We start from the raw sequence: 13,598 nt of genomic DNA, 5'->3' as shown, positions 1-13,598 counted from the left end.
TTCGGCTCCTCGCAATGACGAGCATTGTACTTAACCCTTCAAACTCTCGAACGGCACATCCTTGTCCATGCGCACCTCGCCGGGCATGCCCAGCACGCGTTCGGCGATCTGGTTGCGCAGCACCTCGTCGGCGCCGCCCGCGATGCGCATCACGGTCGAATAGATATAGTCGTACTGGACGTCGCCTGTCGCGGTATCCCTCGCCTCGGGAGCGATGCCGGCGAGCCCGCGCAGTTCGAGCGCGAGGCCGTTGGTCTTCTGGTAGCGGCCCGCATAAGCGAGCTTGACCATGCCCGCGAGCGCACCGGGGTTCTCGCCCTTCGACACCATCGTGCGCAGCCGTGCCTGGAAGAAGCGTTCGCCCTGCTCCTCGGCCAGCGCCTCGGCGAGCTGCTGGCGGATCGCGCGATCGTCGAGCATCGTGCCGCCATGGCCGTCGGGGGTCGCGGCGGCATAGTCGATCAGCGGCTCGACCCCGCTGCGATGCGCGCCCGAGCCGAGGCGTTCGCCCATGAGTACCGTCATGCAGCATGCCCAACCCTCGCCCTCGGCGCCGAGACGGTTCCCATCGGAGATGCGAACATCGGTGAGGAAGGTTTCGTTGAACTCGCTCGCGCCCGAAATCTGGCGGATCGGGCGCGTTTCGATCCCCGGGGTCTTCATGTCGACGACGAAGAAGGTCAGCCCCTTGTGCTTGGGCAGCGTCGCATCGGTGCGCACGACCAGGATGCCCCAATCGGTCAGATGCGCCCAGCTCGACCAGACTTTCTGGCCGTTGACGATCCAGTCGCCCGACCCATCCTCGGCGCGCACCGCCTTGGTGCGCAGCGCGGCGAGATCGGACCCGGCGGCGGGTTCGGAGAAAAGCTGGCACCAGGTGATGTCGCCTTTCAACGTCGCCTCGATGAAGCGCGCCTTTTGCTCGTCACTGCCGTGCTTGGCGATGACGGGCAGCGCCATGCCCGTGCCGATCGACGTGAAGGGGCCCTTGGGCAAATGATATTTGCCTTCTTCCTCGGCGAAGATCACCGCCTCCGGCCCCGACAGGCCGCGCCCGCCGAGCGCCTTGGGAAAGGTCAGCCCCGACCAGCCGCCGGCATAAAGCGCGCGCATCCACGCGCGGCCGCGATCGGCCTCTTCGGTGTCGGGCATCTTCTCGCCGGGCGTCAGCACATGCGCTGGGGCGTGAGCGGCGAGCCAGGCGCGGGCTTCGGCGCGGAAGGCGGCTTCTTGCGCGTTGTCGTTGAAATCCATCTTACGCCGCTTTCCCTTGGCTGCCCGGTTGGGCGTTCAGCAGCCGGTCGGCCCAAAAGCCGCGATTGCCGAGATGCACCGCGAGCATCCGCTCGCGCCGGTAATAGAAATGGCAGTTCGCCTCGAAGGTGTAGCCGATGCCGCCATGGACCTGCAGATTCTCGCGCGCCGCAAGCTCGAGGCACTTAATTCCAGAGAGCCGCGCGGCGGCGGCGGCGGCGGGCAGGTCGTCGGGCGAGGATTCGGCCGCCCAGCCGCCATAATAAGCGTTGGAGCGCGCGAGTTCGGTCGCGACCGCGACATCGGCGAGCTTGTGCTTGATCGCCTGATAGCCCGCGAGCGGACGGCCGAACATCTGGCGCTCCATCGCATAGTCGCGCGCCATGGTCAGGCACGCCTCGGCAGCGCCGGCGGCTTCGAACGCGGCCTGCACCGCAGCCTGGTCGATCAGTCGGTCGAGCTTGCCCGCGCCGGGCAGCGCTTCGGCAACCGCATCGGCAAAGTCGAGGCGGTAGTGCGGGCGGAGCTGGTCAAAGCTGTCGAGCCGCGTGCGGGTGACGCCGGGCTGGTCGAGTTCGACGAGCGCAAAAGTGCCGCCCGCGACGAGCACGACCGCGATGTCGGCGATGCCCGCGTCGGCAACCGGCAACTTGTTCCCGCTGAGCTTGCCGCCTTCAAGTTTCGCGCCGGTCGCGAACACCGGCCCTGGCCCCTCGGCATAAGCGAATGTCGCGACAGCCTCGCCGCTCGCCAGTTTCGGTAGCCACGCCGCCTTCTGCGCCTCGCTGCCCGCCAGCCGGATCGCCTCGGCACCCAATATGATCGAGCTCATGAAGGGGACCGCGGCGTTGGCGCCGCCGAGCGCTTCCATGATCACGCCAAGGTCGAGCGCGCCGAGACCGAGCCCGCCATGCTCTTCCGGAATCGCGGCGCCAAGGAACCCCATATCGGCAAGTTCGCGCCACAAAGGCTCGTCCCATTCGGCGCCCGAATCGATCAGGTGGCGCAGCCGGTCAAACGGCGACAGGTCGGAAAGCAGCGCGCGGGCTTGCTCGCCGAGCATTTTCTGTTCATCGCTAAGGTCGAAATTCATCGCAGGCCTTGCCCCTTCATATCGGTCTGTGTCATAGCGAGTTGTATAACTAGGTCAACCATGAGCGCTCAGCGATAACCGGGCCGGGAGAGGAAGCACCGTCATGCAATATGAAACCATCCTGGTCGACGTCACCGACCATATCGCGACGATCACGATCAACCGCCCCGACGCGATGAACAGCTTCACCAAGCGGATGATGGACGAATTCGAGCATCTGTGGAAGTGGATCGGCAGCAACGACGACGTCCATTGCTGCGTGCTGCGCGCCGCGCCGGGCAAAGCCTGGTGCACCGGGGTCGACGTCAAGGAATCGCAAAAGGAAGGCGGCACCGTCGTTGACCTTGCGAACATCTGGCACTGCGAGGACCCGGGCAATTATCTTGGCCCCAAGTCGATGAAATGCTGGAAGCCGGTGATCGCCGCGGTGCACGGCATGGCGGCGGGCGGCGCCTTTTACTGGCTCAACGAGAGCGACATCATCATCTGTTCGGAGGACGCGACCTTCTTCGACCCGCATGTCACTTACGGGATGACGAGCGCGCTCGAGCCGATCGGCATGACCTATCATATGCCGCTTCACGATGTGCTGCGCATGGTGCTGCTCGGCAATGATGAACGGATCGGCGCGGGGACCGCGCTGCGCATCGGGCTGGTCAGCGAGATTACGACGCTCGAGGATCTGTGGCCGCGCGCGCAGGAACTGGCGACCGCGATCGCCGCCAAGCCGCCCGCGGCGACCGCGGGTTCGGTGAAGGCGATCTGGGAATCGCTCGACCTGCCGCGCAGCGTCGCGATGCAACAGGGCCTGAAATATTGCCAGATCGGCAATCCGGTCGGGGTGCCGCAAGTCGACCGCGCCGCGCTGATGGCCGACAAGGCCAAGAAATTCACCGTCCGCTAGACGTAGCGGCAATTCCACTTGACGTTTACGTCAACGTCCGGTCATGGTCTCAAAACATAGGGTGAGGACTCGAACGCGCATGTCGATTTTATACGACGAAGGGCAACAGGCGATCGCGACCGAGTCGCGGCGCGTGCTCGAAGCCCGGATAAACAAGGACGAGCTGCTGCCGCTGCTCGAAACCACCGGAAAATTTCACGACGGCTTCTGGACCACCGCGAAGGAACAGGGCTGGACCGCCCTAGCCCTGCCCGAAGCCTATGGGGGGCTCGATCTCGGCCTCGTCGAACTCGGGCTGATCGCGCACCAGGCGGGCCGCAGCCTCAGCGGCGCGCCGTTCCTCACCGGCAGCTTCGGCGCCGCCAAGGCGATCGAGCTTTACGGTAGCGACGAGCAGAAAGCGAAATATCTCCCCGGCCTCGCGAGCGGCGAGACGATCGGTGCGATCGCCTTCGCCTCGGGATCGAACGCCCTGCCGGTACTGCCGAGCATAACGCTCACCGATAACTGCCTCGACGGGACATCGACCGGCGTCGCTGGCGGGCTCGCTGCCGATATCGCGGTCGTCTATGCCAATGGCCCCGGCATGCCGGTACTCGTGGTGGCCGACCTGGCGAACGTCGCGCGCAGCGCGATCGACAGCTTCGACAACAGCCGCCTCTACGCCGACCTGACTTTCGCCAGCACGCCCGCCGAGACACTGGTCGTCGGGGGCACAGCGCGCGAGGCGGCGCTGCATATCCTGGCGCTCCAGGCGGTGATCACTGCGCACGAACAGACCGGCGGCGCTGAGGCGATGATGGAGATCGCACGCGACTATGCCGTCACACGCCGCGCCTTCGGGCAGGTCATCGGCGCCTTCCAGTCGATCAAGCATCGCATCGCCGAGCTCTATGGCTTCGTCGAACTGGCGCGCGCCAACTGCATCCATGCCGCGTCGCGCGAGGGACAGGCCGATTTCATCACCGCCGCCGCCGCGGCGCGCATCTCGGCGACCGAGGCCTATGATACCGCATCGCGCGACTGCGTGCAGATTCACGGCGGCATGGGCGTGACGTGGGAGCTTGGACTCCACCTCCACACCCGCCGCGCGCGTAGCCTCGCGATCGAACAGGGCAATTTGCTGTTCTGGGAGGATATCCTCGTCGACCGCATGACCGGAGAAGCAGCATGAGCGATCTCGACGCCTATCGGACCAGGGCCGCGGCCTGGCTGGAATCGATGGTTCCGGCCTATGGCAAGGAAGCTCGCAAGGGCCTGTCAGTCGAAGAAGACCTCGCTGTTGGCCGCAAATATCAGCGCGCCAAGTTCGACGCTGGCTATGCCGGCATCAACTGGCCGACCGAGTTCGGTGGCCAGGGCCTCGGCCATCTCGAAAAGGTCACCTTCGACAGCGAGGAAATGAAGCACGGCTTCCCGAGCTTCTATTTCGGCATCTCGCTCGGCATGCCGATCCCGGTGCTGATGCAGTTCGGCAGCGACAAGGAATTCGTGAAGACCCGCGTCCTGAAGGCGCTGAAGGGTGAGGAAATCTGGTGCCAGCTTTTCTCCGAACCCTCGGGCGGCTCGGACCTTGCAGGCCTGCGCACCAAGGCGGAAGCCGATGGCAACGGCTGGAAGATCAACGGACAGAAAATCTGGACGAGCTGGGCGCAATATAGCGACTATGGCGTCATCGTCGTGCGCACCGACCCCAATGTGCCCAAGCACAAGGGTCTCACCTATTTCTGGGTCGACATGAAGGCTCCGGGCGTCACCGTGCGCCCGATCAAGCTGGTAGGCGGCGACAGCCATGTCAACGAGGTGTTCTTCGACGATGTGAAGATCACCGACGATCATCGCATGTCGCCGGTCGGCGGCGGCTTTGCCGTCGCGATCGCGACGCTGATGATCGAGCGCTATGTCGCGACCGACAGCGGCGGCTTCGGCCCGCACCTCGACCTGTTCGTCGAACTTGCCAAAAACACCGAACTCAACGGCAAGCCCGCGATCGAGGATGGCCGCATCCGTCAGCAGATCGCGCGCAACTATGCGATGCGCAACGGACTGCAGTCGATCACGGCGCGCGCGATGGCGATGATGCAGGCGGGCATGGTTCCCGGCCCCGAAGGCTCGCTCAACAAGCTCGTCGCGGTGCGTTCGCGCCAGAAGCTCTCCGAACTCGCGATCGACCTGCAGGGGTCGGGCGGCTTCGCTTATGACGACCATGCCTCGCAAAAGGAGAATTGGACGTCGAGCTGGATCAACGCCCCCACCGGCCGCATCGCCGGCGGCTCGGACGAGACCTTGCTGAACACCATCGCCGAAAAGATCCTCGGCCTGCCGCAGGACCATCGCCCCGACAAGGGCGTCGCCTTCAACCAGATTCCGGCCTGAGGAGGGCCAGCGCATGAAGATCGATTCCACCACCGCAGCCGTCGTCACCGGCGGCGCATCGGGCCTCGGCCGCGCGACCGCAGAGGCGCTCGCGGCGCAGGGCGTCAAGGTCGCCATCTTCGACATCAACGACGCGCTCGGCGAAGAAGTCGCCGCATCGATCGGCGGCCTGTTTGTCCATGTCGACATCACCGACGAGCAATCGGTACTCGACGGCTATGCCGCCGCGCGCGCCGCGCACGGGCAGGAGCGTATCTGCGTCCATTGCGCGATGACCTCGCGCCGCGGCAAGACGCTTGCCTTCGACAAGACGAGCGGCAGTTTCCGCCGCACCCCGACCGAGGATTATGCCTTTGGCGTCGCCGGCATATTGACCGCGAGCTACCGCATCGCCTCGATCTCGGCCGAGGGTATGGCGACCTTGCCTGAACTCGAAGACGGCGAACGCGGCGCGATCGTCCTCACCGCGTCGGTCGCGGCGCAGGACGCGCAGATCGGCCAGGTCATCTATGGCTCGGCGAAGGCGGGCGTGAACGGGCTTGTGCTGCCGATGGCGCGCGACCTGATGGACCTTGGGATTCGCGTCAATTCGATCATGCCCGGCGTGTTCAAGACGCCGCTCGTCGCGGGGTTGCCCGAACCGGTACTCGCCAGCCTCGGCGCCTCGGTCCCCTTCCCCAAGCGCCTCGGCCACGCCGAGGAATATGCCAGCCTGGCGATGGAGATGCTCCGCAACAGCTATTTCAACGGCCAGGCAGTCCGGTTGGACGGCGCGATCAGAATGGCCCCGCGTTAATCCGAAAACTCCCCTCGAAGAAGGAACCCTGTAAAATGTCCGAAGCCTATATCATCGACGCCGTCCGCACCCCGCGCGGGATTGGCAAGCCCGGCAAGGGCGCGCTGTCGCACCTCCACCCGCAGCATCTCGCCGCGACGGTGCTGAAGGCGATCAAGGAACGCAACAACCTCGACACGGCAACCGTCGACGACATCATCTGGTCGACCTCGACGCAGAAGGGCAAACAGGGCGGCGACCTTGGCCGCATGGCCGCGCTCGCCGCGGGTTATGACACCAAGGCCTCGGGCACGACGCTCGACCGCTTCTGCGGCGGCGGCATCAGCAGCGTGAATTTCGCTGCGGCGACCGTGATGTCGGGCATGGAAGATTGCGTCATCGCCGGCGGCACCGAAATGATGAGCTACACCGCGCAGATCGGTGCCGAGGAAGTCAATGCGGGCCTCAAGCCGCTCGGCATGGGGTCGGGCAACGCCGCACTCGACGCCATCCACCCCCAGTCGCACCAGGGCGTGTGCGGCGACGCGATCGCCGCGAAGGAAGGCATCAGCCGCGAAGCCGTCGACGCGCTCGCGCTCGTCAGCCAGCAGCGCGCCGACCGCGCGATCAAGGAAAACCGCTTCGCCAAGTCGGTCGTGCCCGTCTATAACGAGGACGGAAGCGTCGCGCTCGACCGCGAGGAATTCCCGCGTCCCGAAACCACCGCCGAAGGCCTTGCCGGCCTGAAGGCGAGCTTCGGCGCGCTCAAGGATTTCGATCTCGGTGGCGGGGTAACCTTTGGCAAGCAGATCCAGCGCGTCTATCCCGACCTCGAATGGGAAGGCGTCCACCACGCCGGCAACTCGTCGGGTGTCGTCGACGGCGCCGCAGCGTTGCTCCTGACCTCGAAGGACTATGCCGACAAGCACGGCCTGAAGCCGCGCGCGCGCATCGTCGCTTATGCCAACCAGGGCGACGATCCGACGCTGATGCTCAACGCCCCGGTTCCGGCGGCGAAGAAGGTGCTCGAAAAGGCCGGGCTGACCGTCGCCGACATCGACGTCTGGGAAATCAACGAAGCCTTCGCCGTGGTCGCCGAAAAGTTCATCCGCGACCTGAAACTCGACCGCGAAAAGGTGAACATCAACGGCGGCGCGATGGCGCTCGGCCATCCGATCGGCGCCACTGGCTCGATCCTGATCGGCACCGCACTCGACGAACTCGAACGCTCGGGCGGCCGCTATGGCCTCGTCACCATGTGCGCCGCAGGCGGCATGGCGCCGGCGATCATCATCGAACGCATCTGATCCTGAAGCGAAGCCCCTCTCCTTGCGGGAGGGGCTTCGATCAGAACGGCCCGCGCACCGCGATCGTCCGCGCGGGGTTGTAGAGGTTCAGGAACATCGTCTTACCGTCGGGCGCGAAGCACACACCCGACACCTTGGTTGCCGCGCTCACCCGCGCAAAGGGATAGACCTTCCCCTCCGGCGTCACCCCACGCAGCCAATTGTCGGGGCGGCTGCCGCGCCGGTCCTCGCACACCATCAGGTCGCCATTCGGCGCAACGCTCAGATTGTCGCCGAAGCTGAAATGCGCGGGATCGGTCGTTTCGACGAACAATTGCAATTGCCCCGGCTGCGCCGTCTCGGCCGCCGTCCCTTCGGCCGGCGACGGGCGATAACGCATGATCTGCCCGCGCCGCGCCGGACCACCCGAGGTGCAGGTGAAATAGATCTCGCCGTCGCCGCCATGGATACCCTCGCCGCGAGCGAACACGGTCGCACCGGCACGCGCACCGCGTTTGCGCAAATCATCCTTCGGGCTTTCGACCTCGTCGAGATCGATCCAGCGCGCGTCGTGCCAGCCGCCGCTCGCCAGCACCGGCCGCGTCCAGTTGCGCGTATCGGACAGCGCCGGGTCGATCAGCGCCAGCGCCTGCAATCGCCCGCCCTTTTGGAGCTCGCCCGGCAAAGCGGGCAGGAAGCGGTAGAAGAGGCTGTCTTGCCGGTCCTCGGTCATATAGACCGCGCCGCTCCGGGGATCGACGACTGCGGCCTCATGGTTGAAACGCCCCATCGCCTTGAGCGGCTCGGCGGCGACCAGCCCGCCCGGGGCGACGGGCATTTCGAACACCCAGCCATGATCTTCCTTGTGCAGCCCGCCGGCCCGCGAAACATCTTCCTCGCAGCTGAGCCAGGTACCCCACGGCGTGATACCGCCCGAGCAATTGTAGATCGTGCCGACGAGCGAAAGATATTGCTCCTCGACCGCGAGGGTCGCGGGGTCGAGGATGATCGTCGAGACACCGCCAGGCAGCGCCTCGCCGCCGCCGCTGCGGTAACAGTCGAACGCCGCCGCATCGCCGACGGTGCCGACCGGACACGCGCCATGCTTCAGCTCATCCGCGCCAAGCTCGTGATTGCGCATCAGGCACAGCCGTCCGTCGGGCAAGGTAGTGCAGCCCATGCCGTCGGCGCTGTTCGGCACCTGCCGCCCGTCGCTCATCAGCTGGCCATATTGCGAAAGGATCTTGTACGAAAAGCCGCGTGGCAGATCGAGGAGCCGCGCCGGGTCGGGGATCGGCGCCCCGAAGCCCTGCCCTTCGGCCGGCATCGCAGCGGAAACATGGCGGCTGTGCAGCGCGAGCCCGGCGAAGGCAGTGGCCATCAGCCCCTTGGCGAAGTCGCGGCGATCGAGTGCGATGGATGCCCGTTCCATGGCCGCGCGATAGGGGCGTGAGGTGACAGGCGGGCTGCGGAAGCCTGACAGTTTGGCGACATTTTGAAGTTGGCTGGCACATTAGTGCAACATTTGGCGCAGCCGCCCTGTTCGCATCTCGCACGACGCCCTGGGAGCAAAGAAATCCTTTCCCTCCTAAGGGTTCCTTCGCCCTTGCACTGCCCCTTTTGCGTCGGCATGGCCAAGGAGACATATTGGGAGAAAAAGACATGGCAGGTCCGCTTCAGGGTATCCGTATCATCGAATTCGCCGGCATCGGTCCCGGCCCCTTCTGCGGCATGATGCTCGCCGATCACGGCGCCGAGGTCATCCGTATCGACCGCCCGGGCGGCTTCATGGACCCGCGCGATCCGCTGTCGCGCAACCGCACCTCGATCTCGCTCGACATGAAGAACCCCGAAGCCGTCCAGACCGCGCGTGACCTGTGCAAAAGCGCCGACGGCATCATCGAGGGCTATCGCCCCGGAGTGATGGAGCGGCTCGGCCTCGGCCCCGATGTGCTGCTCGCGGACAATCCGAAGCTCGTCTATGGCCGCATGACCGGCTGGGGCCAGTTCGGTCCATATGCGCAAGCTGCCGGCCATGACATCAACTATATCTCGCTGTCGGGCGTGCTCCACACCGTCGGCGTGCGCGGCGGCAAGCCGGTGCCGCCGGTCAATTATGTCGGCGATTTCGGCGGCGGCGGCATGATGCTCGCCTTCGGCATGTCGAGCGCGCTGCTCCATGCGTCGAAGACCGGCGAGGGCCAGGTGATCGACTGCGCGATGACCGACGGTTCGGCGCTGCTCGCGGGCATGAGTTGGTGGTTCCACGCCGCGGGCGCGCTCAAGGACGAGGCCGGCGTCAACCGTCTCGACGGCGGCGCCCCCTATTACGACACCTACACCTGCAGCGACGGCAAGTTCATCTCGATCGGGTCGATCGAGCCGCAATTTTACGCGCTGCTGCGCGCCAAGACCGGGCTCGACGCCGACCCCGCTTTCGACGTGCAGGACGACCAGGAAAATTGGCCCGCCAAGAAGGAAAAGGTCGCCGCGCTCTTCGCCACCAAGACCCGCGACGAGTGGTGCGAGCTGATGGAGATGACCGACGTCTGCTTCGCCCCCGTGCTGTCGCTGAGCGAAGCGCCGCATCACCCGCACAATGTCGAGCGCGAGACCTTCGTCACCGTCGCCGGCGTCCCGCATCCCGCCCCGGCGCCGCGCTATTCGGCGACAATCAACGACACCCCGCGCGCCGCCCCCGCGGTCGGCGGCGACGGTGACGATGTGCTCGCGAAGCTGGGCTATGACGCCGAAAAAATCGCGGCGCTGCGCAGCGGCGGCGCGGTGCGCTGAACTTGCACGCGGCGGCCGCGAGGCGTAGCCTGCGGTCGCCGATAAGGAGAAGAATATGGGCGAATTTCTGAGTGTCGAACGGCGCGGCAAGATCGCGATCCTGACGATGATCAAACCCGAGAGCATGAATGCGATCGGCACGCACGAGGATTGCCAGGACATCATCGACACGCTGCGCACCCTCGGCGACGACCGCGGCGTCAGCGCGATCATCCTGACCGGCAGCGGCAAAGCGTTCAGCGCCGGTGGGAACCTGAAGGGCATGCAGGACCGCACCGGCATCGGGGTGCTCGACCAGCCCGATTCCACCCGCGCCAATTATCGCAAGGGCGTGCAGGCGGTCATCCGCGCGCTGATGGACTGCGAAGTGCCGATGATCGCGGCGGTCAACGGCCATGCCATCGGCCTCGGCGCCGACCTCGCCTGCACCTGCGACATCCGCATCGCCGCCGAGAGCGCGAAATTCGCGTGCAGCTTCATCAAGGTCGGCATCGTCCCCGGCGATGGCGGGGCGTGGCTGCTCCAGAAGATCCTCGGCTATCCGCGCGCCGCCGAACTATTCCTCACCGGCGACCGCTTCGACGCGGCGCAGGCCAAGGAGTACGGCCTCGTCACCGAGGTGGTGCCCGACGAGGAACTGCTCGACCGCGCGATCGCCATCGCCGAGCGCATCGTGTGCAACCCGCCGCGCGCGTTGCGGCTCACCAAGCGGCTGCTCCGCGAGGCGCAGCACAGCCGGATGAGCGATATCCTCGAGCTGAGCGCCGCCTATCAGGCGATCGTCCACGAAACCGCCGACAACCGCGAGGCGATCAACGCTTTCGTCGAAAAACGCCCCCCCGTTTTTACAGGAGACTGACCATGATCGCCGAGCGCGTCCTGCCGCTGTCCGGCATCCACAATTTCCGCGACTATGGCGGCTATGACGTCGAGGGCGGCGGCAAGTTGCGCAGCGGAATGCTGTGGCGCTCGGCGCACCATCAGGATGCGACCCCGGCCGACCTCGGCACGGTCGATGCGCTGGGGATCGAGACGATCGTCGACCTGCGCGGCGACGACGAACGCGCCGCGCATCCGTGCAAAAGGTCCGACGGTTTTTCAGCGCGGGTGCTGTTCGCCGACGGCAACACCGCCGGCCTCGCCCCGCATCTGCAAGCCGCCAAGGGCACGATCGACAACGACACCGCGCGGGCGCGGATGATCGATACCTATGCCGGCATGCCGTACCGCCCGGTGCTGGTCGCGACGCTGCGGCTCTACCTGTCCGCGCTGGCCGAATATGACGCGCCGAGCCTCGTCCACTGCGTCGCGGGCAAGGACCGCACCGGCTTTGCGGTGGCGATCGTCCACCGGCTGCTCGGGGTGCATGAGGACGATCTGATGCACGATTATCTGCTCACCAACAGTGCGGGCAAGATCGAGGAACGGATCGCGCAGGGCGGCGATGTCATCCGGGCGCGCTACAATGCGGACATCCCCGATGACGCGATCCGCACTTTGATGTCGGTCAATCCGATCTTTCTCGAGGCCGCATTGGCGACGGTGCGCCGCGACCATGGCGACATTCCGACCTATGCCGAGACGGTGCTGAACTTCACCCCCGAGATGCGCGACGCGATCGTCGACAAGCTGGTGGTTTACTGAGCGCCCTCGTCGCCCCCGCGAAGGCGGGGGCCGCTGGAGATATATTCAACGAAGCCGGAAAAGGCCGATAGTGGCCCCCGCCCTCGCGGGGGCCACGGGGATGATCAGCCGCCCTTCACCAGCACGCCGCCCTTGACCACCGCATCGACATCCTCGAGCTGGCGCACGTCGGTCAGCGGATCGCCATCGACCGCGATGATGTCGGCGTAGCGACCGACCGCGATCGCCCCGACGTCCTTTTCGCGGTTCAGCGCCTGCGCGGCGTTGCGCGTTGCGGCCTGAATGGCCTCGATCGGGGTCATCCCATATTCGACCATGACGCGGAACTGCTTGCCGACCTGACCATGCGGCATCACCCCCGCATCGCTGCCGAAGACCATGCGGACACCGGCCTTGTGCGCCTTGCGGAAATTGTCGCGCTGCGCCTGCGCGATCTCGCGATCCTTGCGCAGATTATCCTCGAGCACGCCGTTCTTCGCACCCTCGGCCTGGGTATATTCGGTGTTATAGATATCCATCGAGAACCACACGGGCTGCTTGCGCGCGACGGCGAGGCGGATGCCTTCGTCGTCGACCAGGCTGGCATGCTCGATCGTGTCGATCCCGGCGTTGATCGCGGCGCGGATGCCCGCCGCGCCATGCGCATGCGCGGCGACGCGCAGGCCCCATTGATGCGCCTCGTCGGCGATGGCGCGCAGCTCGACCTCGGACACCTGCAACTGGCCGGGTTCGGTGTTGCGTGAAAAGACGCCGCCGGTGGCGCAGACCTTGATGACCTCGGCGCCATATTTGCGCTGGCGGCGAACCTGATAGCGCAGTTCGTCGGGGGTATCGCCGATCCCCTCCTTCTTCGCGTCCTCCTTTTCGAAGCTCGGCGGGAAGAAGGTCGAATCGCAATGGCCGCCGGTGGCGCCGAGCGCATAACCCGCGGGCACGATGCGCGGCCCGACCGCATAACCGGCCTCGATCGCCTGCTTGAGCCCGATGTCGTTGCGGTCGCTAGAGCCAACATTGCGCACGGTGGTGAAACCGGCGTCGAGCATGTCGTGGGCGTTCTTGACCGCGGTCATGCCCCAGAAGCTGTCGGTGAATTCCAGCCCGTTGTATCCGCCGATATCAGCGGGGCCGTCGAGGTGGACGTGCATGTCGATCAGGCCCGGCAGCAGCGTCTTGTCGCCGAGGTCGATATGCTTGACGTTCGCGCCCCATTTCACGGTGCGCGCATCGGCAACCCCGGTGATGCGGCCATCGGCGCCGACGAAGATCGCGGGATAGTCGATCGTCTTGCCGGTCAGCACATCGACATAGCGCGCGGCGGTGATGACGGTCTGGCCGGTCGAGTCCTGGGCCTGCGCAGGGGCCGCCGCGACGGCCAGAAGCGCGGTGCCGCCAAAAGCGATTCGCCGCAGAAAAGTCCCGAACTTCACACTGGATTGCATGTCTGATCCGCCTGTTTTTGTTGCCCGCAACGGT

The 13,598-nt window shown here is 65.7% G+C and carries 12 protein-coding genes; 8 read left to right on the top strand and 4 right to left on the bottom strand.

The features are described from left to right. Positions 1-30 precede the first annotated feature (30 nt). Together AC07U1_RS14520 and AC07U1_RS14515 are read right to left on the bottom strand one after the other, a co-directional pair. Positions 31-1,254 (bottom strand): acyl-CoA dehydrogenase family protein, encoded by a 1,224-nt coding sequence (locus AC07U1_RS14520; protein WP_495176016.1) that lies wholly within the window; start codon positions 1,252-1,254, stop codon positions 31-33. A gap of 1 nt (position 1,255) precedes the next feature. Continuing rightward, positions 1,256-2,347, bottom strand: coding sequence for an acyl-CoA dehydrogenase family protein (locus tag AC07U1_RS14515; RefSeq protein WP_495176017.1), 1,092 nt, complete (start codon positions 2,345-2,347; stop codon positions 1,256-1,258). Between the two features lie 103 nt (positions 2,348-2,450). On the opposite strand from AC07U1_RS14515, the gene AC07U1_RS14510 reads away from it, so the two are divergent. From AC07U1_RS14510 to AC07U1_RS14490, 5 genes are all read left to right on the top strand, one after another. Beyond that, positions 2,451-3,251 (top strand): enoyl-CoA hydratase/isomerase family protein, encoded by an 801-nt coding sequence (locus tag AC07U1_RS14510; RefSeq protein ID WP_492738386.1) that lies wholly within the window; start codon positions 2,451-2,453, stop codon positions 3,249-3,251. Positions 3,252-3,330: 79 nt separating this feature from the next. Then, positions 3,331-4,425: an acyl-CoA dehydrogenase family protein gene (locus AC07U1_RS14505; protein ID WP_495176018.1), complete on the top strand. Its 1,095-nt coding sequence runs from the start codon at positions 3,331-3,333 to the stop codon at positions 4,423-4,425. After that, on the top strand, positions 4,422-5,627 hold the full coding sequence (locus tag AC07U1_RS14500; RefSeq protein ID WP_495176019.1) for an acyl-CoA dehydrogenase family protein: 1,206 nt from the start codon (positions 4,422-4,424) through the stop codon (positions 5,625-5,627). Before AC07U1_RS14505 ends, AC07U1_RS14500 begins: the two co-directional genes overlap by 4 nt. A gap of 13 nt (positions 5,628-5,640) precedes the next feature. Further along, on the top strand, positions 5,641-6,423 hold the full coding sequence (locus AC07U1_RS14495) for an SDR family oxidoreductase (protein WP_187139872.1): 783 nt from the start codon (positions 5,641-5,643) through the stop codon (positions 6,421-6,423). A 35-nt stretch (positions 6,424-6,458) separates the two neighbouring features. Beyond that, positions 6,459-7,709: an acetyl-CoA C-acetyltransferase gene (locus AC07U1_RS14490; protein WP_495176020.1), complete on the top strand. Its 1,251-nt coding sequence runs from the start codon at positions 6,459-6,461 to the stop codon at positions 7,707-7,709. Between the two features lie 40 nt (positions 7,710-7,749). Here the strand turns inward: AC07U1_RS14490 and AC07U1_RS14485 are convergent, their stop codons facing one another. Then, entirely contained in the window at positions 7,750-9,120 is a 1,371-nt protein-coding gene (locus tag AC07U1_RS14485; RefSeq protein ID WP_495176021.1) for an alkaline phosphatase PhoX, read from the bottom strand. Between the two features lie 230 nt (positions 9,121-9,350). On the opposite strand from AC07U1_RS14485, the gene AC07U1_RS14480 reads away from it, so the two are divergent. From AC07U1_RS14480 to AC07U1_RS14470, 3 genes are read left to right on the top strand one after another with little or no spacing between them, the layout of a single operon-like run. Then, positions 9,351-10,481: a CaiB/BaiF CoA transferase family protein gene (locus AC07U1_RS14480; protein WP_495176022.1), complete on the top strand. Its 1,131-nt coding sequence runs from the start codon at positions 9,351-9,353 to the stop codon at positions 10,479-10,481. A gap of 55 nt (positions 10,482-10,536) precedes the next feature. Further along, a complete protein-coding gene (locus tag AC07U1_RS14475) occupies positions 10,537-11,340 on the top strand; it encodes a crotonase/enoyl-CoA hydratase family protein (RefSeq protein ID WP_056347641.1) in 804 nt (267 codons plus the stop codon). A 2-nt stretch (positions 11,341-11,342) separates the two neighbouring features. Further along, a complete protein-coding gene (locus AC07U1_RS14470; protein WP_495176023.1) occupies positions 11,343-12,125 on the top strand; it encodes a tyrosine-protein phosphatase in 783 nt (260 codons plus the stop codon). 104 nt (positions 12,126-12,229) lie between these two features. Here the strand turns inward: AC07U1_RS14470 and AC07U1_RS14465 are convergent, their stop codons facing one another. Further along, on the bottom strand, positions 12,230-13,564 hold the full coding sequence (locus AC07U1_RS14465) for a Xaa-Pro dipeptidase (protein ID WP_495176024.1): 1,335 nt from the start codon (positions 13,562-13,564) through the stop codon (positions 12,230-12,232). Positions 13,565-13,598 lie beyond the last annotated feature (34 nt).

The sequence above is a fragment of the Sphingopyxis sp. GW821-FHT02C12 genome (assembly GCF_059421785.1).
This window is presented reverse-complemented; position numbering and strand designations above follow the sequence as displayed.